This is a genomic window from Streptomyces sp. NPDC094034 (assembly GCF_040303865.1).
In the GTDB taxonomy this organism is placed as follows: Bacteria; Actinomycetota; Actinomycetes; order Streptomycetales; family Streptomycetaceae; genus Streptomyces.
On record NZ_JBEOUD010000001.1, the window covers coordinates 560,243 to 582,293 of the forward strand.

Consider the following 22,051-nt stretch of genomic DNA (forward strand, 5'->3'; position numbering starts at 1 on the left):
CCCGCCGACGGTCAGGCCCCCGGCAGAAGGGCTCCTCCTCATGCCAGCACCCACCCTCCTCGTCCTGGAGGCGGACCCTCCACCACGGTTGGGCCGGCTCACCGGAAAGGCACGGATCCGCTCCGTCGACGAAACCGCTCTGGCGGCCGAACTCCCGCACGCGGACGCCCTGCTGGTCTGGGACTTCACCTCCGACGCGGTACGGAACGCCTGGCCGGGCGAGGGGCCGCGGCCCGGCTGGGTACACACCGCGAGCGCCGGGGTGGACCGGCTGCTCTGCCCGGAGCTGGTCGCCTCCGACACGGTCGTGACCAATGCCCGGGGCATTTTCGAGGCGCCGATCGCCGAGTATGTGGCGGGCCTGGTGCTTGCCATGGCGAAGGACCTCCCAGGCACGCTGGAGCTCCAGCGTCAGCGCCGCTGGCGCCATCGCGAGGGCCTTCAGATCGCGGGCAGCCGGGCGGTCGTGATCGGCGCGGGCCCGATCGGCCGGGCCGTGGCCGACACGCTGCGGGCGCTGGGCGTGACGGTGGCCGTCACGGGCCGTACGGCGCGCCCCGGCGTGCACGCCGCCGACCAGCTGGACCGGCTGGTGATCCGGGCCGACTGGGTGATCTCCGCGGCGCCGCTCACGGACGCCACACGCGGCATGTTCGACGCGCGGCTCTTCGGCCTGATGCAGCCTTCCGCCCGCTTCATCAATGTGGGCCGGGGTCAGCTCGTGGTGGAGGACGATCTCGTCGCGGCGGTGTCCAACCGGTGGATCGCGGGCGCGGCGCTCGATGTCTTCGCGCGGGAGCCGCTGACCGCGGACGACAGGCTCTGGGACGTCCCCGGCCTGATCATCTCGCCGCACATGAGCGGGGACACGGTCGGCTGGCGCGACCGACTGGGCGAGCAGTTCGTGGAACTTTATGAACTTTGGGCCGCCGGAAAGCCACTGCCGAACGTGGTGGACAAGAAACGTGGGTACGTCCCCATGCATGACTGATCTCACGCACGACCCCACGCGTCTCACCGACCTCACCGCGTGTCAGCTGTTGGCCGGCTACGAGAGGGGCGATTTCTCGCCGCTCGACGCGACCCGTGCCGTGCTGGACCGGATCGAAGCGGTACAGCCGCTGGTCAACGCCTTCGTACGGGTGGACGCGGAGGCGGCGCTCGGCCAGGCGGAGGCGTCCACCGCCCGCTGGCACGGGAGGGAGCCGCGGGGCCTGCTCGACGGGGTCCCGGTATCGGTGAAGGACATCTTCCTCCAGCGCGGGAGTCCCACCCTGCGCGGCTCCCGGACCGTACGACCTGAGGGCGCCTGGGACGAGGACGCGCCCGCGGTGGCGCGGCTGCGGGAACACGGCGCGGTCCTCGTCGGCAAGACCACCACGCCGGAGTTCGGCTGGAAGGGGGTCACCGACTCACCGCTGAGCGGGGTGACCCGTAATCCGTACGATCCCACCCGGACGTCTGGCGGGTCCAGCGGCGGCAGCGCGGCGGCCGTGGCGCTGGGCGCGGGTCCGCTCTCCATCGGTACGGACGGCGGCGGCTCGGTCCGTATCCCCGCCTCCTTCTGTGGCATCTTCGGGTTCAAACCGACCTACGGCCGGGTGCCGCTCTATCCGTCCAGCCCGTTCGGCACGCTCGCGCACGCCGGGCCGATGACCCGGGACGCGGCGGACGCCGCGCTGCTGATGGATGTGATCAGCGGCGCCGACTGGCGGGACTGGTCACAGCTCGCCCCGGCGCCGAGCCTCTACGCCGCACTCGTGGGGGGCGCGGGCGCGGGAAGTACGGGCGCGGGGATTACGGGGGCGGAGGGCGCGGGCGCCGTCAAGGGGTTGCGGATCGCGTACTCGCCGACCTTCGGCAATCAGGTCCCGGTGCGCCCGGCGGTGGCCTCGGCCGTACGGCGCGCGGTCGGCCGGCTCGCCGAGCTGGGGGCGTATATCGAGGAGGCCGATCCGGACATCACGGATCCGGTGAGGGCCTTCCACACCCTGTGGTTCAGCGGCGCGGCCCGGCTGGTGGAGCCGTTCGGCGCGGAGCAGCGGGAGCTGCTCGATCCGGGGCTGCGGGAGATCGTCGCGGTCGGTGAGCGCTACAGCGCGCTGGACTATCTGGCGGCGGTCGACGCGCGGATGGAACTGGGCCGGCGGTTCGGCCGGTTTCACGAGTCGTACGACCTGCTCGTCACACCGACGCTGCCGATCACCGCGTTCGAGGCGGGCCGGGAGACGCCGCGGGGCTCGGGCCAGCGGCGCTGGACGGGGTGGACGCCGTTCACGTACCCGTTCAATCTGACGCAGCAGCCCGCCGCGAGTGTCCCGTGCGGGGTGGACGAGGACGGGCTGCCGATCGGCGTGCAGCTGGTCGCCGCCCGGCACGCGGACGCGCTGGTGCTGCGCGCCGCGCACGCGCTGTACGCGTCGGGGGCCGCACCCGGCATTCCCGGCCCGAAGCCCTCCGGCTCTGCTCTCTCCGGCTCTGCGCCCTCCGGCTCTGCGCCCGCCGACCCGGGTTCGTCCGGCCGCACCGGCCCGGGGTCTACTCCCGCCGGAAGCTGAGCGTCTCCCCGATGGCGCCCGCGCGCCACAGGTCCTGGCAGGCCTCGGCCATCCGGTCGAGGCCGTCCACGACCGTCCCCCAGACGATGCCGGGGATCCAGCCCATGTCCCCGTTGATCAGGAGATTGTTGCGCTCGTAGAAGAGCGCGAGATCCACGACGGTGCGCCGGCCGCGCACCGCCTTCTCGTCGTATCCGTACGACGACGTGCCCAGCTCCGTGTCGGAGAAGGTGAAGTAGCAGAGGTCTCCGGGGATCGGGGTCACGGTCGGATTCTCCAGCGGTGGTTCCTCGGCCGCGAAGGCCGGAAAGAGCGCGTAGATCTCATTGCGCGCGTACTTCGCGTGGTACACGTCCGAGCCCAGCGGCAGCGCCTCCCACACCGCCGCGCAGGTCACGGGGGCCCGGTCATCGAGGAGTTTCGCGGTGCAGCGCACCCCGCGCTTGTCGAGCGACACAGTCACAAATCGGTCGGCCATGCCCTCATGGTCCTCGTCTGATCCACTGAGTCAAGGCCACCGACCGGGCGCGGGACGGTCTCAAGATCGGCTCGAATTGATGTGCATAACCCGTATGGAGTCGGGTAGCCGCGCGCCCATGGCCTCACCACCAGAACACGACAAGGAAAGAACCGCGAAACGCCCCATGGGCCGCCGGTCAGCCGGCCGTCAATCCCTGGGCCGCCGGTCCCTTCTGCTGGGCACGGCGGCGCTGGGTGCCGCGGGGGCGCTCGGCGCCGCCGGCTGCGGCAGGATTCCCTCCGGTGACACCCTCGCCCGGCTGAAATCGCAGCGCACGGTGCGGCTCGGTATCGCGGGCGAGGCACCGTACGGATTCATCAACGACCAGGGCGATTTCACCGGTGAGGCGGTGGAGCTGGCGAAGGTGATCTTCAAACGGCTCGGTGTCGGCGCCGTACAGCCCGTGGCCACCGATTTCTCCTCGCTGATACCCGGCCTCAACTCACAGCAGTTCGATGTCGTCTCGGCCGGGATGTACATCAACAAGGAGCGCTGCGCGCAGGTCATCTTCGCCGATCCCGAGTACCAGATGCTCGACTCGTTCATCGTGCGCAAGGGAAACCCCAAAGGGCTGCGCTCGTACCAGGACGTGGTGCGGACCAAGGCGAAGATCGCCACGGGCACCGGCTACGCGGAAATCGACTACGCGATATCCGCCGGGGTCCCCGAGAAGGAACTCGTCATCCTCCAGGACCCGGTCGCGGGACTGAACGCGGTCGAGTCCGGCCGGGTCGACGTATTCGCGGGCACCGCGCTCACCGGCCGCGAAGTGGTGAAGAAGAGCAGCAAGGCGGAGGCCACCGAGCCGTTCGCGCCGATCGTGGACGGCGAGAAGAAGATCGACGGCGGCGGGTTCGCTTTCCGCCCCACGGATACCGCTCTCCGGGACGCCTTCAATGTCGAGATCCACAAGATGAAGAAGAGCGGCGAGCTGCTCCGCGTCCTCAAGCCGTTCGGCTTCACGGAGGCGGAGATGACCACCCTGACCGCAGAGGAGCTGTGCGCATGACAGCCGGCCTCTGGACCCAGTGGGTGCTGCCCGGTATCTGGATCACGATCCAGCTCACGCTGTACAGCGCCGCGCTCGCCACCGCCGTGGCCTTCACCGTCGGCACGGCCCGTACGCACAGCTCGCGCTTCGTCCGCTTCCTCGCGGGCCTCTACACCGAGATCTTCCGGGGCACCTCGGCGCTGGTGCTGATGTTCTGGCTGTTCTTCGTCATGCCGGGCCTGTTCGGCTGGGCCCTGGTCCCGATGTGGGCCGCCGTGCTGGCGCTGGGCCTGTCGTACGGGGCGTACGGCGCCGAGGTCGTACGCGGTGCCCTGAACTCCGTGGCGCCCGCGCAGCGCGAGGCGGGCATCGCCCTGAACTTCTCCCCCTGGCAGCGCATGCGGCTGATCCTGCTGCCCCAGGCGGTCCCGGAGATGATCCCGCCGTTCTGCAATCTCCTCATCGAGCTGCTGAAGGGCACCGCGCTGGTCTCCCTGCTCGGCGTCGCCGATGTGTCGTTCGCCGCCTATCTGGTGCGGCTGGCCACCCAGGAGAGCGCGCAGATCTACTCGGTGACGCTGGTGATCTATTTCGTGCTCGCGTTCGTCCTGGCCCGTGGCATGAAGGCGCTTGAGCGCAGGACCAAGGCCGGAATCGGCATCACGGCGACACCGGGAACACCAGGAGGCACCCGATGAACAATTGGGACTGGTCCGCCGTCGCGGACTTCATGCCACGCTTCTGGGACGGCCTGCTCCTCACCCTTCAGGTGCTGGTGCTCGGCTCGCTGCTCTCCTTCACGCTCGGTCTGGTCTGGGCGATCGGATTCCGGGCGCCGACACGTTTCGTCCGGTGGCCGGTCAATGTCGTCACCGAGTTCATACGGAACACCCCGCTGCTCGTTCAGCTGTTTTTCTTCTTCTTCGTGCTGCCCGAATGGGGTGTGCAGTTCTCCGGGATGACCACCGGCACGATCGCGATCGGTCTGCACTATTCGACGTACACCGCCCAGGTCTACCGCGCCGGTATCGACGCGGTACCCATCGGTCAGTGGGAAGCGGCCACCGCACTCAGCCTGCCGGCCGACCGTACCTGGATGGCGGTGATCCTGCCGCAGGCGATCCGGCGGATCGTGCCCGCGCTGGGCAATTACGTCATCTCGATGCTGAAGGACACACCCCTGCTCGCCGGAATCAGCGTGCTGGAAATGCTCCAGCAGTCCCGGCTGGAGAGCGCGACCACCTTCCAGTACACCGAACCGCTGACCGTGGTCGGTGTCGCCTTCATTCTCATCGCCTACCCGGCTTCTCTTCTCATGCGAGCCCTGGAGCGTCGTCTTGTCCGCTGACATATCCACCACCGAAATCACCGACCCGGCGGGTGAGCTGATCCGTTTCGAGAATGTCACCAAGCGGTTCGGAAAGAACACCGTGCTGGACGATCTCTGTTTCTCCGTGCGGCCCGGAAAACATGTGACCCTGATCGGCCCGTCGGGCTCGGGAAAGACGACGATCCTGCGACTGCTGATGACTCTCGTCAAACCGGACGAGGGCGTGATCACCGTCAGCGGCGACAGACTCTTCCCCGCCGACACCAAGCATGTCCGTGAAGTGCGCAAGAACATCGGCATGGCCTTCCAGCAGTTCAATCTCTTCCCCAACATGAATGTGCTGCGCAATGTCACCGAGGCCCCGGTGAAGGTGCTGGGGCTGAGCAAGGACGAGGCGGAGGAGCGCGGCCGTGAGCTGCTCGATCTGGTCGGCCTCGGGGACCGCCACGCGGCGAAGCCGACCCAGCTCTCGGGCGGCCAGCAGCAGCGGGTGGCGATCGCCCGCGCGCTGGCGATGCGCCCGAAGATCCTGCTGCTCGACGAGGTCACCTCGGCGCTCGACCCCGAACTGGTCGCGGGCGTACTCGACGTGCTCCGGGACATCGCACGCACCACGGACATCACGATGCTCTGTGTGACCCATGAGATGAACTTCGCCAGGGACATCTCGGACGACGTCCTGATGTTCGACGCGGGCAAGGTCATCGAATCGGGCCCGCCGGAGAAGATCTTCTCCGAGCCGGAGCACGAACGTACCCGCGAGTTCCTGGGCGCGGTGCTCTGACCTCGCAGCCGACCGCGCAAGTATGCCTTTGGCATATGCCGGGGCGATACGGCCCAGCCCAGAGCGCCGGACCTGCCGCCCCTTATGGGCAACCGCCGCCCCGGCGAATGCCCTTGACGGCTATCGTGGTGCGGGAGCTTGCGGTCACAACCTGCTGGGGGGAACCGTGGTGCTGAAGCCGGAACCGACCGCGCCGTTCCATTCGGTGCGGTACGTGCTGCGCGTGCTGGAGGCCGTGTCCAAGTACGGCGGCGGGGTGACCGAGGCCCGGATAGCCCGGGAGAGCGGGCTGCCGGCCGGCCATCTGGCTCCCCTGCTCTCCATGCTGCGGCGCGAGGGATACGTGGAGCAGGTCGCGGACGGCGCGTATGTGATCGGTGACTCACTGGCCCTGCTCGGCTCCGGCGCGGCCCGGCAGCGGGCCCTGGCGGACAGGCTCCAGAACACCCTGGACGAACTGCGCGACTCGGTCGGGGCAGCCGTCTACCTCAGCCGCTACATCGACGGTGAGATCAAGGTCACCCAGGTCGCCGACGGCCCGCTGACGCCCGCGGTCAATGAGTACGTGGACTTCCGTGCCACCGCCCACGCCAGCGCGATCGGCAAGTGTCTGCTGACCCAGCTGGACAGGGACGGCCGCCGGGACCATCTGGACCGCCACAAGATCGCCCGGTTCACCTCCCGGACGATCACCAGCGAGCGGCTGCTGTTCTCCCGGCTCGACAGCCAGGCGCCGACGGTGCCGGTGCTCGATCTTCAGGAGTACGCGCTGGGGACGGTCTGCGCCGCGGTCCCGCTGACGGCGGGCTCCACCGTCGGCTGCCTGGCGCTGTCGCTGCCGGTCGAGCACGCCCATCGGCTGCGGGTGGCGGCGGAGACCCTGAACCGCCGGGCGGCGCCGCTGGCCCTCTCGCTGACGATCTGATGCCGCTCCCGGCAACCTGATGCCGCTCCCGGCGGCGTTTGCCCCGTCGCGGTGTGAATACACCCCTCCACTGGGCGGTGGTCCTGAGCACCCCGGACCACCGGGTATTATTTTCGAGTCAGCAGGCGCCGCTAGCTCAGTTGGTTAGAGCAGCTGACTCTTAATCAGCGGGTCCGGGGTTCGAGTCCCTGGCGGCGCACAGACAGGGAAGGCCCCTCGCGGAAGCGGGGGGCCTTCCCTTTTTCAAGATCCTCAGGTTTTCAAGATCCTCAGGCCACGGACCTCGAACCGTCCACCATCGGGCTCACGCCGAAGATGTCGACCGCGTGGTAGTACGTCCACGCCAGCCCGTCACAGGACACCTTCGTGGCGCCCGAGTACTTCGAGCACACCCGCTTCAGGTCCGCGTAGAACGCGGAGTCGAGGCGCGCCTTGTTCGCCGGGAACTGGCCGGCCGCCTTGTAGTTGCGGTAGCCGAAGTCGTGGCGGGCGCAGGCGGTCTGGAACGGGAAGCCGAAGGGGTTGTCCGGGGAGGACGAGCAGTAGTCCGTGGACCAGTCGAAGCCATAGGCCGACCACGCGCCCTGGTTCCCCCGGGCCGCGACCCAGGAGTTGTAGCTGGCGGCGGACTCCTGGGTCCAGTTGCTGAGGACCTGCGGCTTGTCGGCCGGGGCGGCGGCGGCCTGAGTGGCCGTCACCAGGGAGGCGGCGAGGGCGAGTACGGCTGAGGCGAGCGGAAGTGCCAGACGTCGACGCATGACGGTGATCCTCCGGGCGAGGTATGGGGGGACATGGGGGGACAGACGCTCCGCGCCCGGGTGGGCACGGAGCGTCCAAAGAGTGAGCGGCGCGGCTGTCGCATGGGTCTACGCGCGATGACCGACGCGGGAATGGTCCCCCAAATCCCGGCGTCGGCAAACCCCTCGGGCAGCGAACTCCCTGATGACGGAGTTCAGTTGACACATCCGTCCCTCGATGCCCGAGATGCGCCAAGGGCTGTCCCGTAATCCCTGGTGGATCAGCGCGCGGCGTCAGATGCGGTGCATCGCAAGGCGGAGGGGCGCTCGCATACTGGACGTATTCGGGTGTTCCGACAACGCGGCGAGGTGCCGTAGCTGTCGTCGCGCGCCCGCCGGGGATAACGGGACAGCCCTTAGGCCGCCGGGACGGACAAGACGCCCGACCAGGGGCCCGGACTACTCGTCGACTCCCTTGACCAGGCAGGGGATTTCGACCCGCAGGACGGTCGGGCCGCCGGCCGGGCTGGCCAGCGAGAGCCTGCCGTCCAGCACGGAGACGCGGTCGGCCAGTCCGGTGAGTCCGCTTCCTCCGCCCGCGCGGGCACCGCCGTCACCGTCGTCCTCGATCTCCAGCACCAGCCGCCCGTCGCCGTACCGGCCGAAGACGGTGACATGGCTCGCCCCGCTGTGCCTGGCCGCGTTCGCCAGCGCCTCGCACACCACGAAGTACGCGGTGGCCTCCACCGCGTCGGGGAATCGCCGTGCGCCTTCGATCCGTACGTCCACCGGCAGCGCGGAGCGGTCCGCCACGTCCGCGACCGCCGCCGCGAGTCCGTAGTCGGTGAGGACCTTGGGGTGTATGCCCCGGATCAGTTCGCGCAGCTCCGCCAGCGCGTCGCCGGCCTCCTGGTGCGCCGCGTCGATGCGGTCGGCGACCGGGCCTGGCGGGGCGTCGAGCCGGGCCAGACCGAGCGTCATGGTCAGCGCGACCAGTCGCTGCTGGGCACCGTCGTGCAGATCTCGTTCGATCCGGCGCCGCTCCGCCTCGAAGGCGTCCACCAACCGCACCCGGGAACGGCTCAGTTCGACGACCCGCTGCCCCAGCGCGGTCTCCCGGGGCGCGATCAGGCTCCGGGTCAGTCCGGCGCGGGCGCCGGCCAGCACGCCCAGCGCGTAGCAGCAGACCGCGAGGAAGAGCAGCCCGAGCACGGCGAACGTGTACGCCATGGGCCAGGAGGTGACCGTCCACACCTTGACGACCTTCACCTCCTCGCCCTCTCCCACGGTGGCCAGCAGGATCGGTGTGGCGACCATGGCGAGCGGCAGCAGCAGACAGAGGACGACGGCGAGGGCGTCGAGCGGCCACAGCACCAGGGCGAGGAGCGCGGCGTACCCCAACTCCCGCCAGGTCGACCGCTCCTGGAAGCGGGTCCGCAGCCAGGGCCACAGTCCCGGTTCGGCCGGCCGGCCGTGCGGATCGGCGGCGGGCCGCTCATCGATCAGCCGCGTCCTGAACCGCTCCAGCCGGGCCACCGGCAGTCCGCCGAGCGCCGCCAGGGCGAGGAGCGGCACCCCGATCAGTACGAGGGAGAGCACCCCGGCTACGGCAATGACGGCCACCGCCACCACCAGCACGGCGATCCCGACCAGTACGCCGCTGAGCAGATACGCCGCCGATCGCCACGGCCAGGGCGAGAGCACGAAGTCCGGCCGGGCCAGGGCCTGCCACAGGGTGCGGGAGCGGGTGTCGGAGCGGGAGCGCATGGGAGGACCGTAGAAGGCGGACCGGAGTACGGGCCATCCGTCCGGCCGGAGTATCCGGGGTAGTGCCTGCCCTACCTCAGGACTATGTCCCGCACTGGTGTGCCGGGCGCCACGCGACGGTCGAATCGTTCCATGACCCACGACATGGCCGACGACACACCTCGCGACAGACGCGACGCGCACGGCGACACGCACCGGGACACGCTCGGCGACACGCACCGCGACGTGCTCGGCGACACGCACCAGGACACGCTCGGCGACACGCACCGCGACGCGATTCGACTGCGCTCCGTGCGCAGGATCCACGGATCGGGGGACAGCGCTGTCGCCGCCCTCGACGAGGTCTCCCTCGCCTTCCCCCGCGCCACCTTCACCGCCGTGATGGGTCCCTCCGGCTCCGGCAAGTCGACACTGCTCCAGTGCGCGGCCGGTCTCGACCGGCCCACCTCGGGGTCCGTGTCCATCGGCGGGACCGAACTGACGGAGCTGACCGAGCGGAGACTGACCCTGCTGCGCCGCGACCGTGTCGGCTTCGTCTTCCAGTCGTTCAATCTGCTGCCCTCGCTGACGGCCGAGCAGAATGTGACGCTGCCGCTGCGGCTCGCCGGGCGCCGGGTCTCGCGAGCCCGGGTACGGGACGTACTGGACCGCGTCGGTCTGGCCGACCGCGCGCGGCACCGGCCCTCCGAGTTGTCGGGCGGCCAGCAGCAGCGGGTCGCGCTCGCCCGCGCCCTGATCACCCGGCCCGAGGTGCTGTTCGCCGACGAGCCGACCGGAGCGCTGGACTCACGGACCGGCCGTGAGGTGCTGGGGATGCTGCGCTCCCTGGTCGACCGGGACGGCGGCACGATCGTGATGGTCACCCACGACCCGGTCGCCGCCTCGTATGCCGACCGCGTCGTCTTCCTGGTCGACGGACGGGTCGGCGGCGAGTTGTCGGCGCCGTCCGCCGAGGAGATCGCCGCCCGGATGACCACGCTGGAGGCCGTGCCGTGCTGAGCGTCGCTCTGCGCACGCTGCGCAGCCGCTGGACCACGTTCGTGGGCAGCTTCGTCGCGCTCTCCCTGGGGGTCGGGCTGATCGCGACGATGGGACTCGCCCTGGCCGCGAGTCTGGACGCGCCCGAGCGCCGCCCCGAACGGTTCGCGGCGGCGCCGGTCGTGGTGAAGGGCGCGGACACCCTGCGCGTACCGACCCGGATCGGGGACCGGGTCGCGAAACTGGACAGTCCCCGGTCCGTGCCGCCGTCCCTGGCACGGGAGTTGGCGGCCCTGGGCCGTACGGTCGAGGACCGTACGTTCGCGGTGCGGGCGGAGGGCGGGCCGACCGGGCTGCTCGGTCACCCCTGGTCCACGGCCGCCTTCGCGCCGTACCGCGTCGACAGCGGCCGGGCGCCGAGGGCGGCGGACGAGGCCGTGGCCACCGGCGACTGGACCGCGCCGGGCCAACGGGTGCGTACCGACCGGGGGACGGTCGAGATCGTCGGTACCGTCCGGGATCTCGGCTTCGAGCAGGCGCTCTTCTACACCGATGCGCGCGCCGCCCAACTGTCACCGCCGGTGGACCAGTTGGTGGTGGACGCCGACCCTCGGGCGGTGCGGGAGATGGTGGCGGGCTCGGCGGACGCGGCGGGCGTACGGGTGCTCGCGGGCGCCGCCAGGAAGGACGCGGACGCCGATCCGGAGCGCGACGGCGAGGCGCTGGTCACGGTGAACGCGATGCTCGGCACGGCGGCCGGGGTCACCGGTTTCGTCTCGGTCTTCGTGGTCGCGTCGACGTTCGCCTTCGCGGTCGCGCAGCGGCGCAGGGAGTTCGGGCTGCTGCGCGCGGCGGGCGCCACCCCCGGCCAGATCCGGCGCATGGTGCTGGCCGAGGCGATGGTGGTGGGGGTGATGGCCTCGGCGACGGGCTGCGCGCTGGGCGCGCGGGGAGCTCCCCTGCTGGCGGCGTGGCTGGTGGACGGCGGGCTCGCGCCGCGCTGGTTCGCCATCGGGTCGGCCGGCTGGCCGTACCAACTGGCTTTCTGGACCGGTCTGTTCGTGGCGCTCTCGGGCGCGGTGGCCGCGTCGCGGCGCGCCGGGAGGACGGGGCCCATGGAGGCGCTGCGTGACGCGGCGGTGGACACCGGGACCATGACCCGGGGCCGGTGGCTCTTCGCCGCGGGGCTGCTGCTGGTGGGGATCGGGCTGCCGGTCCACACCCTGCTGACCGAACCGGGCGGTCTGCTCGGCCGCAAGTCGTACACGAGTGGGCCGATGCCGCTGATCGTCGCGTGCGCGCTGCTCGCGCCGGTCCTGGTGCCTCCGCTCGCCCGGCTGATCGCCTGGCTGCCCGCCCGGTTGCCGGGCGCGACCGGCCTGTTGGTGCGGGAGAACGCGGCCGCCGGGGTACGGCGCACCGCGGCCGTCGCCGCGCCCGTGCTGGTGACGGTCGCGCTGACGGGCTCCCTGCTCGGGGCCACCGCGACGCTCGACGGGGCTCAGGCCCGGGAGATCCGGCAGCGGACCACGGCGGATTTCGTGATCTCGGGGCCGGGCGAGGCGGACGCGACCGGGCAGGACTCGGCCGGCCGCGGTTTCGACGCCGCGACGGTGGAGCGCGTACGGCGGGTCCCCGGCGCCGTGGTCTCCCCCACCGCCGCGAGCGCCGTCCACGTACTGGAGGACGGGGTCGCGCTGATCCGGTCCGACGCCCGCGCGGCCGATCCGGTGGCGCTCGCGGAAACGGCCCGGCTGCCGCTCGCCGCGGGCCGGGTGACCGATCTGGACGACCGCTCGATCATCGTCAACGAGGAGTGGGAGCGGCACGCGGTCGGCGAGTCCGTGGACATTTGGCGGGCGGACGGTACGCGGACCACGCTGCGGATCGCCGCCGTCATGCGCGTCGGGACCGGCGGCAACGGGGTGTACGTGACGCCGCGCAACGCTCCGGGCGCGTCCGTCGACCGGATCGACGTACGGCTCGCGGAGGGCGCCGACGCGAGCGCCGTGGCGGCCGGTCTGCGCGCGGCGGCCGGGCGCTCGGGCGGGCAGGTGTTCAGCAAGGACGCGTGGGTGGCGGCCAGTTACCCGGAGACCGACGGCAGAACGCGGGCGGGATTCCTGCTGGTCCTCGGCATCGCGCTGCTCTACACCGGGATCTCCCTGGTGAACACCCTGGTCATGGCGGGTTCCGACCGGGTGCGGGAGTTGGCCGCGCTCCGGCTCGCGGGCGCCACCGCGCCTCAGGTGCTCCGGCTGGTCGCGGCGGAGGCGCTGCTGGTCGTGGCGGTCGGGACCGTGCTCGGCACACTGGTCGCCGGGGTCGCTCTGGCCGGGTTGTGGGGCGCGCTGGGCCTCCTGCACGCGGGGTCCGCGCTCATACTGCCGTGGCACGCGCTCGGCGCGGCGGCGGGCGCGTGCGCGCTGCTCGCCACGGTCTCGGCGGTCATACCGGCCGCGCTCTCCCTGCGCGGGCGGCCGGTGGAGTACGCGGGCGCGCGTGAGTGACACGAGCCTCGGGGAGCGCGGACCGCACGACGGCGGACCGTGAAGAGCCACGCTCCCCGAGGTCCTACTGGTTCCTACCGGTTACTTCTGGTCCCTGCCGAGGCATGCCTCAGAACTGGACGTCGGAGCAGGCGTAGAACGCGTTCGACGTGTCAGCGATGGTCCAGACAGCCACGATCAGGTGCCGGCCCGACTTCGAGGGCAGCGTGCCCGAGTGCGACAGCGTCGCGGGCGGCTGCTGGTTGTTGTACGGCACCGTCAGGAACGGCTGGGAGTCGAGGGCCGCACGGGTGACCGGTGCGTTCGAGTTCCATCCGTTCTTGGTGATGTAGTACTTGAAGTCGGTCGTGGCGTGCCGGGCGGTGAACTGCCAGCGGAAGTTGTAGCTCTGGCCGCTCGATACCTTGGTGGTGGGCCAGGCACCGCCGCGCGGGTCGTCGAGCTGCGCGAACTGGCCGAGACCGCCGGAGCAGATCTTGCCGTCGGCGGGACCGCCGGCCGGGAAGCCCTTGGGCCCCTCGACGCTCTGCGGTTCCCACTGGATGTTGCCGCAGTTGGTCACCGTGCCGTTGGCACAGAGCTTCTGGCGGCTGATGGGGGAGTCGGTGTAGCCGTGGCTGCTGGCGCTGCCGGTGGCGAGCAGGGAGACGCCCGCGACCGCGAGGCCGACCACGGCCGCGCCAATCTTCTTTCGCATGCTTCGCTCCAGAGAACGTGGGGAGTTCGGTGAGCCGTGCTGCGCGCGTGCAGGGTGAGCACATCTGCGGTCTAGACCAAGTCCTAGAGTATGGACAGAACTTGACCGTGTCCATAACAAGTACGAACCAGGTCCAGACCAATTACCGCCGGCTGGTCACCATTTCTCCGCGGCGCCCTGGCGTCCCGTGCAGAACGCGACGGTGAGGTCCTTGACCAACGCCTTGCGCTCGTAGTCGTCCAGCTCCACAAGACCCCGCGAGGTGAGCCGGTGCACGGTGTCGTGCACCGCGTCGACCACCGAGGTCAGCACGGTGTCCCGGTGCTTGGCGTCGATCGCCGCGATCCGGCTGCGCCGCATCGCCTCCGCGATCTCCGGCGCGTACTCGATCCGGGTCGGCTGCGCGGAGAAGACATCGACACCGACCGGCCGGCACTCCGCCGACAGCATCCTGGTCAAGGAGTCGCCGACGGCCTCGGCATCGCGCAGCGTCGGCGCCTCGTCGTGGAACGCGTCGGCGGGCAACTGCGAGAGGACCCGTGCCATCGCCGCCTCCACCTGCTCGCGCAGATACGCCTCATGGTCCGGGACGCCGAGCGCCGCGCGTACGGTGTCCCGCACCCGCCAGACCACCAGCACGACGACCCGCAGCGCGGTGCCGTTCGAGTCGACCGCCTGCATCGGCTCGCTGCGCCAATGCCGCAGCCGTACGTCCACCGCGCGGCGCAGCAGCAACGGGCTCACCCACAGCAGTCCCGTACGGCGCACGCTGCCCCGGTAGTCGCCGAAGAGCGTCAGCACCCACGCCTGACCGACCCGGCTCCGGCCGAGCCCGCCGAAGGCGAGCAGCACGACCGTCACCCCCAGCACGAGCAGGGCCCACTGGCCGAGCCCGATGCCGTGGTACGGGCGCCACGGCAGCCCGAGCACCCTGGACACCCTGTCCGGTACGGCGCCGGTCATCCACACCACCACCGCGCAGGCGATCAGCGCCAGGCCCCCGACGAGGGCGGCGGCCCAGCCGGGCAGGACCGGCCCCGGCCGTTCGACGAGCTTCGGGTCCGCGGGCGGCGCCGTACGCGTCGGCGCGACGGGCATGGGCGCGGGGCCGGGCACCCGGCGGATCCGGGGCTGCTCCCCGGTCCCCCACCGGCGTCCGACGACAGTGGGCCGCAAGGAGGGGCCGGCGGATTGTCCGGTGGCTTCGAGCTCGTCGGCCTCGTCACGGAAGAGGAGATGGACGGGGATCTCCTGCGTGCTGTCGCCCACGATGAGCGGGCTCCACCGGGGGTGCCCGGAGGTACGTACGAACGGAGCGGCCCCCGCGGCGGGCATCTGGGCACCGAAGGCCGCGAGGACCGGTCGGCCGGCGGGCGCGTCCTCGCCGTCGTGAGCGGGCTCGTCGTGAACAGATCTGCCGTAAGCGGGTTCGTTGTCACTGGGTTCGTTGTCACCGGGTTCGCGGTAACCGGAATCGCCCTTGCCGAGGAACACCGGCTCCGGGCAGCGGGCACGCTCGCCTCCGCCGTCACCACCGGAGTCGTCGAGGGCCGGGCTCTGCGGTACGAGCTCCGCCGTGTCCTCGACGGACGGCTCGACCGACGGCTCGACGGACAGCTCGGCCGATGGCTCGGGCATCAGCCGTGGCATCCACGCGGACTCCGGCCGGTGCTCGGCCTGGGGGTCGGGGTGAGGTTCGGGCCGGTGCCGGAGCTCGGCCTCGGTCTCGGTCTCGGCCACGTGCTCGACCGGGGGCGGTGTGCGCCGTACCGTGAACACCCCCCTCAGGTCGTCCTCGTCGTCGTTCGGCCGCCAGGTCGTCGTCATCCGTGCCTCCGTCATACGAAGAGTCGCCGCCAGGTTTCCGGACCGGGGTAGCCGTTGGCCGCGCTGCCGCGCCAGCCCTGGGCGCGCTGGAACGCCTCGACGTTGCGCCGGTCGGCCTCGGTCCAGAGCCTGCCGGGACCCGAGGTGTAGTGCTTTCCGAAGCCCTTCCTCACCAGCTGCCTGCCGAGTCGCTCCACGTGGACGCTGGACCGGCCCGGCCGGAAGAACTCGACGCCCGGAAACGCGCCCGCCTTCCCCGTACCGTTCCCGCTCCCGCTCCCGTTCCCGGCGGCATGTCCGGCGGCATGTCCGTTTCCGCCGCCACCGGGGCGCGCGCCGACGCCCGCGGCCGGGATGTTCTTGCCCAGGCCCCGCACCAGCAGGCGCCAGGTCCCGGGCCCCGGCCGGCCGTCCGCCTCCGCGCCGCGCCAGCCCTGCGCGAGCTGGAACGCCCGAGTGGCCCGCCGGTCCGCCTCGCCCCACTGGGGTCCCGGGCCCTGGCTGTAGAAGCGTTTGCCACCCCGCTGGATCAGCAACCTGCCGAGCCGGGTGACATACGCGTTGCGGGCGCCGGGTCCGAAGGAGCGCGCGCCCGGATACGCCGCCGCCGTCCCGGCCCCGTTGCCCGTGGCCGAGTTCGGACTCTTGCCTTCCGACACCTCGGTCAGCCCTTTGTAGCGATAGGGCACATAGCGGTCGGCGTTGTTCCAGTACCCCACCGGCGTGGACTGCGTACGCGCATGCGGCTTGGTCTGCTCGTAGGCCACGTAGTAGGAGTGCGTGTAGTCGGTCCAGCCGCCGAAGAGCGTGACATGCGAGCCCTTGTTGGGGTCGGCCGGATTGTGGAAGAGCAGCATGTCCCCGGGCTCCATCTCGTCCTGCGTGATCCGCACGCCGAAATCGGCCAGACTGCCCGTCCATTCGTTGTCGGAGAGGTTCCAGGCCATCGACACATAGCCGGAGCAGTCCTGGCGGTACCCGTCCGACCAGTACTTCTCCATGCTGTACGGCACCTGCTCCCGCACCCATCGCTTGGCGCGGTTGATGATGTCGGCCCGGGTGGTCGCGCGCAGCTCGCCCGGCGGCTTGCCGGCCGAGGGGCCGGGCAGCGGCCGCCCGTGCAAAGGACCGCTGCCGCCCTGTGGGGTGGCCGGATTCGGATCGACGGAGGTTCCCGTCGTCGCCGCTCCGAGTGGCGCGACGGCCTGCGCCGTGTCTACTCCCGCACCCGTCGCGGCCAGGGCGACCCCCGCGGCGGTCGCCAGCACCAGAGCGCGCCGGGCGCCGTGGGCCGCCGGATGACCACCGGCCCGTACCGGCAGCCCTCTGGCCAGATCGCGCCGGTGCTCGGCGCATCCCGCACAGGGGCAGTCGGGAGCGGGCTCGTACTCCTCGAAGACCGGGACGGTCATGCGATCCCCTCCACACTCATCAAGATCTTTGGGCGTGACCACAAGGACGCCAACGCGTCAACTGTCTGAACAAATCGCATTTTGACGGATCAAAGGGAAGAAAGGACAATCCGACAGGCCGCAACACCCATCAAATGGTCGGGGCCACCCAAGCCGATCGGGTAGAGTTGGCCAGGTCAGCAGGCGCCGCTAGCTCAGTTGGTTAGAGCAGCTGACTCTTAATCAGCGGGTCCGGGGTTCGAGTCCCTGGCGGCGCACGCACAGTCGAGGCCCTCTCACTTCAGGTGAGGGGGCCTCGTTCGTTGCGTCGCCCGTCCTCGCCCCTTCTCGCCCCCGCCGCCCCCGTTGCCCACCCATCCCTTGCCCGTCGGCGAATTCGGACACCCGACCGGTCAACTACACAGTGTCTTCACGTCACGCATCGCGTGAACCCCCGAAGACCCGAACGCCTCACGAGCCCGTGAAACACCTTCTGAGCTGGGAAGTTCCCCGAAACAAAACGGTGACACCCCGCACTGCGCCGCTCACGATACGATTCCCTCCGGGGCAGATGCCCCAGGGTTCTTCACACGATCAGACTGAGCCTGTGAACGCCAATGGGGCATGCGGTCCGAACAGTTGGACGCGGCACGAGGGGATGTCCCAACGGTGGGTCCGGCGGGGGCGGGGGCCCCGTCCGTGCCGGTGGCCGTGACCGGCGTCATGCAACCGGAAGGCCGCCGTTTCCTCTCCATGAGGGCAGGAGCGCAATTCACGCGTCCGGGGCGATGGTCGAGGGGGACCCACTCCGGATGAATCGATCGACCGATCACGCGACGAGCGTGCGTGCGGGGGGATGACTCATGACGTCGACGCCAGGCGGCGACCAGCGGAACGACGACGTTTCCCGGACCACCCAGCTCCGGATCCCCTCGCATCTCAGAAGGGGCGGGGGCCGGCCACGTCCGAAGAAGGACGTCCTGCCGAAGTACGACTACGAGCACTACAGCCGGCTCGCCGGGCCCCTCACCAGGCCCGATCCGGCCAAGCAGTACCGGGTCCAGTACCGTTCGCTGCTCTCCCAGGAGCCGCACCGTATCCGCGCCGCCCTGCTGCTCGGCGCGGCGCCGCTGCTCTCGCTCGGACTCTTCGTCTGGCTGATGCAGCCGCAGCACTGGACGGAGCGCGACCCGAACCTCAAGAACGATCTCCTGCTCGTCCTCGACATCGTGATGCTCGTCTCGATCGGACTGATCGAGCTGTTCCGCACGATGAATGTCCTCTCGAACGCGCACGCGACGCTGGTGGCACGCGACCCGATCCCGGTCGTGCCCGAGGCCAATACCCGCGTGGCCTTCCTCACCTCCTTCGTACCGGGCAAGGAGCCCCTGGAGATGGTGACGAAGACGCTTGAGGCCGCCGTGAAGATCCGGCACCGCGGCACGATGCACGTATGGCTGCTCGACGAGGGCGACGACCCCGCGGTCAAGGAGGTCTGCGCCCGCCTCGGCGTGTATCACTTCTCCCGCAAGGGCGTGGCGAAGTGGAACCAGGCCAAGGGCGCGCACCGCGCGAAGACCAAGCACGGCAACTACAACGCCTGGCTGGACGCGCACGGCGACGACTACGAGTTCTTCGCCTCCGTCGACACCGACCACGTACCGATGCCCAACTACCTGGAGCGGATGCTCGGTTACTTCCGCGACCCGGACGTCGGCTTCGTCATCGGCCCACAGGTCTACGGCAACTACGACACATTCGTCACCAAGGCCGCGGAGTCGCAGCAGTTCCTCTTCCACGCGCTCATCCAGCGCGCGGGCAACCGCTACGGCGCCCCCATGTTCGTCGGGACGAGCAACGCCGTCCGGATCAGGGCGCTCAAGCAGATCGGCGGTCTGTACGACTCGATCACCGAGGACATGGCGACGGGCTTCGAGATGCACCGCGCCAGGAACCCGCGTACCGGCAAGAAGTGGCGCTCGGTCTATACCCCGGACGTGCTGGCCGTGGGCGAGGGCCCGACCGCCTGGACCGACTTCTTCACCCAGCAGCTGCGCTGGTCGCGGGGTACGTACGAGACGATCCTCAAGCAGTACTGGCGCGGGTACGGCACGCTGCCGCCCGGCAAGCTCTTCAACTACACGATGATGATCATCTTCTACCCGATGTCGGCGCTCAACTGGATCCTGGCGGCGCTGAGTTGCGCGCTGTTCCTCGGGATGGGCGCCTCGGGTGTGCAGATCGATCCGGCGATCTGGATGATGCTGTACGGCAACGCCTCGGCCCTCCAGATCGGCCTGTACATCTGGAACCGCCGGCACAATGTGTCGCCGCACGAGCCCGAGGGCTCAGGCGGGCTGGCCGGTATGGCGATGTCCGCGATGTCGGCGCCGCTGTACGCGCGGTCGCTGATGGACGCGGTCCTGCGGCGCAAGAGCAGCTTCGTGGTGACGCCCAAGGGCGACTCGTCCAGCCCGGACACGCTCTTCGGCACGTTCCGGATCCATCTCTTCTTCATCCTGATCTTCGGTGGATCGCTGATCTCGTCCTTCTTCTTCGGGCACGACCATCCGGCGATGATCACGTGGGCGACACTGGCCATGCTGATCACGGCGGCACCGATCATCGCCTGGCGCCTGGGGATGCGCCAGGAGAGGAAGAAGCGACGGGGGCAGCGGGGTACGCACCGAGGCGGTGGCGGTGGCGCTCACGGGCGGCCGGCGGGCGAGGCGCCACCGACGCTGCGGCAGCCGACCGTGCCGGAGCAGGCCATGCCGCAGCAGGCCATGCCGCAGCAGGCCTTCACGGATCCGGCCGGTACGCATCCGGCGCCCCCTGGGGACGCGGCCAACGATCAGACCGTACGGATTTCCCTTGGGGGACATAAGAAATGAGCGCGACTCCCATCCGGCCCGACCACCGCAAGAACCGCGCCCGCCGGATAGCGATAGGCGCGGCGGTGGTCGTCGCGGTGGCCGGTTTCAACGGACCCGCGCTCTACCGGTTCGGCTCCGAGCAGTACCACGAGTACAAGATCAACCGCCCCGAGTACAAGGCGGAGAACGGCCACTGGGACTTCCTCGACATACCGGCCGACTTCAAGATCAATTCAATCCACGCCTCCTTGCTGCACACCGGCAAGGTGCTGCTGATAGCCGGCTCCGGGAACAACCAGAAGAACTTCGACGCGGGCAAGTTCGAGTCGGTGCTCTGGGACCCGGAGACCAACAAGTACAAGATGATCCCGACGCCCAAGGACATGTTCTGCTCCGGGCACACCCAGCTGGCCGACGGGAACCTGCTGGTGGCGGGCGGCACCAAGCGGTACGAAAAGCTCAAGGGCGATGTCACCAAGGCCGGCGGCCTGATGATCGTCCACAACGAGGACCCGGACAAGCCGATCACCCTGCCCGCGGGCACGGTCTTCACCGGCAAGGAGAACGGCAAGACATTCGTCTCCAAGGACCCCGTCCTGGTCGAGAAGGCGACGAAGGTCTTCGACAAGGAGACGGGCGCGTTCCTGCGGACGGAACCGGGTCTGGGCCGTATCTACGTCGAGGCGCGCGAGTCCGGGAAGAAGTACGAGACCGGCACCGAGGACAACTACCGGGTGCACGGCATGAAGGGCTCCGACGCCCGCAATGTCTACGGCATCGCGCAGAAGCTCGCGCTCGACAAGAAGGACTTCCAGGGCATCAGGGAGGCGTTCGAGTTCGATCCGGTCGCGGAGAAGTACATCAAGGTCGACCCGATGAACGAGGCGCGCTGGTACCCGACGCTGACCACGCTCAAGGACGGCAAGGTCCTGGCGATGTCCGGTCTTGACGAGATCGGCCAGATCGTCCCCGGCAAGGACGAGATCTACGACCCGGAGACCAGGAGCTGGGAGTACACCGGGATCATCCGGAAGTTCCCCACCTATCCGGCGGTCTTCCTGATGGACAACGGCAAGCTGTTCTACAGCGGTTCCAACGCGGGTTACGGACCGGCCGATGTCGGCCGTGACCCGGGCGTCTGGGATCTGGAGACGAACGAGTTCGACAAGATCCCCGGACTGAGCGACCCGGACCAGATGGAGACCTCGGCGACGGTCATGCTGCCGCCCGCGCAGGACCAGAAGTTCATGGTCATCGGCGGCGGCGGGGTCGGCGAGTCCGACAAGTCCAGCGACAAGTCCCGGCTGGTCGATCTGAAGGACCCCGACCCCCGCTTCACGGACGGCCCGACGCTGGAGAAGGGCACCCGCTACCCGAGCGCCTCACTGCTGCCCGACGACACCGTGCTGGTCACCGGCGGCTCGGAGGACTACCGGGGGCGCGGCGGCTCGGACGTCCTCCAGGCCCGGATGTACGACCCGAAGTCAGCCACGTACAAGCGGGTGGCCGACCCGGCGGTAGGCCGCAACTACCACTCGGGCTCGGTGCTGCTGCCCGACGGCCGCGTCATGATCTTCGGTTCGGACTCCCTCTTCGCCGACAAGGCCAACACCAAGCCGGGCGTGTTCGAGCAGCGGATCGAGATCTACACCCCGCCCTACCTCTTCCGCGACGCACGCCCCACGCTGTCGGACGGCCCGAAGACCGTCGAACGCGGCGGCACGGCCGCCTTCAGGACGAAGGACCCGGCGTCGATCAAGACGGCGAAACTGATGCGCCCGAGCGCGGTCACGCATGTCACCGACGTCGAACAGCGGTCGGTGGCACTGGACATGAAGAAGACGGCGGACGGCATCGAGGTCACGATCCCGAAGAACAGCGCGCTGGTCCCGCCGGGCTGGTACATGGTGTTCGTCACGGATGAGGACGGAACGCCGTCGGAGGGCGTGTGGGTGGAGATCCCGTAGGGGTTGGCGTGGCGGAGTCGGCGGAGTCGGCGGAGTCGACGCGGACGACGCGGACGACGCGGACGACGCGATCACGGGCATGAGCCGTGAGGGGCACGGGGTGGGCCGGGGGGTTTGGGCTCGGGTGGGGGCCGCCCCTAGGTTTCAGTTTCGCGGTTCCGGGTCGGGCGTCAAGGGCGCTCCTTCGTCGCGT

17 protein-coding genes and 2 tRNA genes are annotated in these 22,051 nt (G+C 70.0%); 13 read left to right on the forward strand and 6 right to left on the reverse strand.

Annotated elements, in window-relative coordinates:
* The first annotated feature begins 40 nt into the window (after window positions 1–40).
* Together ABTZ59_RS02430 and ABTZ59_RS02435 are read left to right on the forward strand one after the other, a co-directional pair.
* Window positions 41–991: a D-2-hydroxyacid dehydrogenase gene (locus tag ABTZ59_RS02430; RefSeq protein WP_351388625.1), complete on the forward strand. Its 951-nt coding sequence runs from the start codon at window positions 41–43 to the stop codon at window positions 989–991.
* Window positions 984–2,558 (forward strand): amidase, encoded by a 1,575-nt coding sequence (locus ABTZ59_RS02435; protein WP_351388629.1) that lies wholly within the window; start codon window positions 984–986, stop codon window positions 2,556–2,558. Before ABTZ59_RS02430 ends, ABTZ59_RS02435 begins: the two co-directional genes overlap by 8 nt.
* On the opposite strand, the gene ABTZ59_RS02440 is transcribed toward ABTZ59_RS02435, so the two are convergent.
* Window positions 2,539–3,036 (reverse strand): DUF3830 family protein, encoded by a 498-nt coding sequence (locus ABTZ59_RS02440; RefSeq protein ID WP_249949578.1) that lies wholly within the window; start codon window positions 3,034–3,036, stop codon window positions 2,539–2,541. The two genes, ABTZ59_RS02435 and ABTZ59_RS02440, sit on opposite strands and share 20 nt — an antisense overlap.
* Window positions 3,037–3,202: 166 nt before the next feature.
* Here ABTZ59_RS02440 and ehuB point away from each other — a divergent pair, with 166 nt between their 5' ends.
* From ehuB to ABTZ59_RS02470, 6 genes are all read left to right on the forward strand, one after another.
* Window positions 3,203–4,087 carry an ectoine/hydroxyectoine ABC transporter substrate-binding protein EhuB gene (gene ehuB / locus ABTZ59_RS02445; RefSeq protein ID WP_351388634.1) on the forward strand — a complete coding sequence of 295 codons (885 nt, stop codon included), beginning with the start codon at window positions 3,203–3,205 and terminating at the stop codon, window positions 4,085–4,087.
* The gene (gene ehuC / locus ABTZ59_RS02450; RefSeq protein ID WP_351388639.1) at window positions 4,084–4,767 is read left to right on the forward strand and encodes an ectoine/hydroxyectoine ABC transporter permease subunit EhuC; all 684 of its coding nucleotides are present in this window, start codon (window positions 4,084–4,086) and stop codon (window positions 4,765–4,767) included. Before ehuB ends, ehuC begins: the two co-directional genes overlap by 4 nt.
* The gene (gene ehuD / locus ABTZ59_RS02455) at window positions 4,764–5,417 is read left to right on the forward strand and encodes an ectoine/hydroxyectoine ABC transporter permease subunit EhuD (RefSeq protein WP_351388643.1); all 654 of its coding nucleotides are present in this window, start codon (window positions 4,764–4,766) and stop codon (window positions 5,415–5,417) included. The genes ehuC and ehuD overlap by 4 nt, the downstream gene beginning before the upstream one ends.
* A complete protein-coding gene (locus tag ABTZ59_RS02460; protein ID WP_351388647.1) occupies window positions 5,407–6,183 on the forward strand; it encodes an amino acid ABC transporter ATP-binding protein in 777 nt (258 codons plus the stop codon). The genes ehuD and ABTZ59_RS02460 overlap by 11 nt, the downstream gene beginning before the upstream one ends.
* A gap of 166 nt (window positions 6,184–6,349) precedes the next feature.
* Window positions 6,350–7,108, forward strand: a complete 759-nt coding sequence (locus tag ABTZ59_RS02465) for an IclR family transcriptional regulator (protein ID WP_351388651.1) — start codon at window positions 6,350–6,352, stop codon at window positions 7,106–7,108.
* Between the two features lie 125 nt (window positions 7,109–7,233).
* A tRNA-Lys gene (locus tag ABTZ59_RS02470) sits at window positions 7,234–7,307 on the forward strand.
* Window positions 7,308–7,377: 70 nt separating this feature from the next.
* Here ABTZ59_RS02470 and ABTZ59_RS02475 read toward each other — a convergent pair.
* On the reverse strand, window positions 7,378–7,866 hold the full coding sequence (locus tag ABTZ59_RS02475) for a phospholipase (protein ID WP_351388654.1): 489 nt from the start codon (window positions 7,864–7,866) through the stop codon (window positions 7,378–7,380).
* A gap of 438 nt (window positions 7,867–8,304) precedes the next feature.
* A complete protein-coding gene (locus ABTZ59_RS02480) occupies window positions 8,305–9,612 on the reverse strand; it encodes a sensor histidine kinase (protein WP_351388660.1) in 1,308 nt (435 codons plus the stop codon).
* 132 nt (window positions 9,613–9,744) lie between these two features.
* On the opposite strand from ABTZ59_RS02480, the gene ABTZ59_RS02485 reads away from it, so the two are divergent.
* Both ABTZ59_RS02485 and ABTZ59_RS02490 read left to right on the forward strand, forming a co-directional pair.
* Window positions 9,745–10,611: an ABC transporter ATP-binding protein gene (locus tag ABTZ59_RS02485; RefSeq protein WP_351388665.1), complete on the forward strand. Its 867-nt coding sequence runs from the start codon at window positions 9,745–9,747 to the stop codon at window positions 10,609–10,611.
* Window positions 10,605–13,100: an FtsX-like permease family protein gene (locus ABTZ59_RS02490; protein WP_351388670.1), complete on the forward strand. Its 2,496-nt coding sequence runs from the start codon at window positions 10,605–10,607 to the stop codon at window positions 13,098–13,100. The genes ABTZ59_RS02485 and ABTZ59_RS02490 overlap by 7 nt, the downstream gene beginning before the upstream one ends.
* A 109-nt stretch (window positions 13,101–13,209) precedes the next feature.
* On the opposite strand, the gene ABTZ59_RS02495 is transcribed toward ABTZ59_RS02490, so the two are convergent.
* From ABTZ59_RS02495 to ABTZ59_RS02505, 3 genes are all read right to left on the reverse strand, one after another.
* Window positions 13,210–13,797: a lytic polysaccharide monooxygenase auxiliary activity family 9 protein gene (locus tag ABTZ59_RS02495; protein ID WP_249949588.1), complete on the reverse strand. Its 588-nt coding sequence runs from the start codon at window positions 13,795–13,797 to the stop codon at window positions 13,210–13,212.
* Between the two features lie 156 nt (window positions 13,798–13,953).
* Window positions 13,954–15,624: an SPFH domain-containing protein gene (locus tag ABTZ59_RS02500; RefSeq protein ID WP_351388678.1), complete on the reverse strand. Its 1,671-nt coding sequence runs from the start codon at window positions 15,622–15,624 to the stop codon at window positions 13,954–13,956.
* A gap of 11 nt (window positions 15,625–15,635) precedes the next feature.
* Window positions 15,636–17,036, reverse strand: coding sequence for a peptidoglycan-binding protein (locus ABTZ59_RS02505; RefSeq protein WP_351388682.1), 1,401 nt, complete (start codon window positions 17,034–17,036; stop codon window positions 15,636–15,638).
* Between the two features lie 183 nt (window positions 17,037–17,219).
* Here ABTZ59_RS02505 and ABTZ59_RS02510 point away from each other — a divergent pair.
* From ABTZ59_RS02510 to glxA, 3 genes are all read left to right on the forward strand, one after another.
* Window positions 17,220–17,293: transfer RNA gene (locus tag ABTZ59_RS02510), tRNA-Lys, on the forward strand.
* Window positions 17,294–17,878: 585 nt separating this feature from the next.
* The gene (locus tag ABTZ59_RS02515) at window positions 17,879–19,909 is read left to right on the forward strand and encodes a glycosyltransferase family 2 protein (protein ID WP_351388685.1); all 2,031 of its coding nucleotides are present in this window, start codon (window positions 17,879–17,881) and stop codon (window positions 19,907–19,909) included.
* Complete coding sequence (gene glxA, locus ABTZ59_RS02520) at window positions 19,906–21,858, forward strand: radical copper oxidase GlxA (protein WP_351388690.1); 1,953 nt, start codon at window positions 19,906–19,908, stop codon at window positions 21,856–21,858. Before ABTZ59_RS02515 ends, glxA begins: the two co-directional genes overlap by 4 nt.
* Window positions 21,859–22,051: the final 193 nt, after the last annotated feature.

Bases quoted from the DNA above. Each gene is read 5' to 3' on its own strand.
- ehuD (WP_351388643.1), top strand. From the start codon at position 4,764: ATGAACAATTGGGACTGGTCCGCCGTCGCGGACTTCATGCCACGCTTC.
- ABTZ59_RS02485 (WP_351388665.1), top strand. From the start codon at position 9,745: ATGACCCACGACATGGCCGACGACACACCTCGCGACAGACGCGACGCG.
- ABTZ59_RS02515 (WP_351388685.1), top strand. From the start codon at position 17,879: ATGACGTCGACGCCAGGCGGCGACCAGCGGAACGACGACGTTTCCCGG.
- ehuB (WP_351388634.1), top strand. From the start codon at position 3,203: ATGGGCCGCCGGTCAGCCGGCCGTCAATCCCTGGGCCGCCGGTCCCTT.
- glxA (WP_351388690.1), top strand. From the start codon at position 19,906: ATGAGCGCGACTCCCATCCGGCCCGACCACCGCAAGAACCGCGCCCGC.
- ABTZ59_RS02500 (WP_351388678.1), bottom strand. From the start codon at position 15,624: ATGACGACGACCTGGCGGCCGAACGACGACGAGGACGACCTGAGGGGG.
- ABTZ59_RS02505 (WP_351388682.1), bottom strand. From the start codon at position 17,036: ATGACCGTCCCGGTCTTCGAGGAGTACGAGCCCGCTCCCGACTGCCCC.
- ABTZ59_RS02495 (WP_249949588.1), bottom strand. From the start codon at position 13,797: ATGCGAAAGAAGATTGGCGCGGCCGTGGTCGGCCTCGCGGTCGCGGGC.
- ABTZ59_RS02430 (WP_351388625.1), top strand. From the start codon at position 41: ATGCCAGCACCCACCCTCCTCGTCCTGGAGGCGGACCCTCCACCACGG.
- ABTZ59_RS02435 (WP_351388629.1), top strand. From the start codon at position 984: ATGACTGATCTCACGCACGACCCCACGCGTCTCACCGACCTCACCGCG.
- ABTZ59_RS02475 (WP_351388654.1), bottom strand. From the start codon at position 7,866: ATGCGTCGACGTCTGGCACTTCCGCTCGCCTCAGCCGTACTCGCCCTC.
- ehuC (WP_351388639.1), top strand. From the start codon at position 4,084: ATGACAGCCGGCCTCTGGACCCAGTGGGTGCTGCCCGGTATCTGGATC.
- ABTZ59_RS02480 (WP_351388660.1), bottom strand. From the start codon at position 9,612: ATGCGCTCCCGCTCCGACACCCGCTCCCGCACCCTGTGGCAGGCCCTG.
- ABTZ59_RS02440 (WP_249949578.1), bottom strand. From the start codon at position 3,036: ATGGCCGACCGATTTGTGACTGTGTCGCTCGACAAGCGCGGGGTGCGC.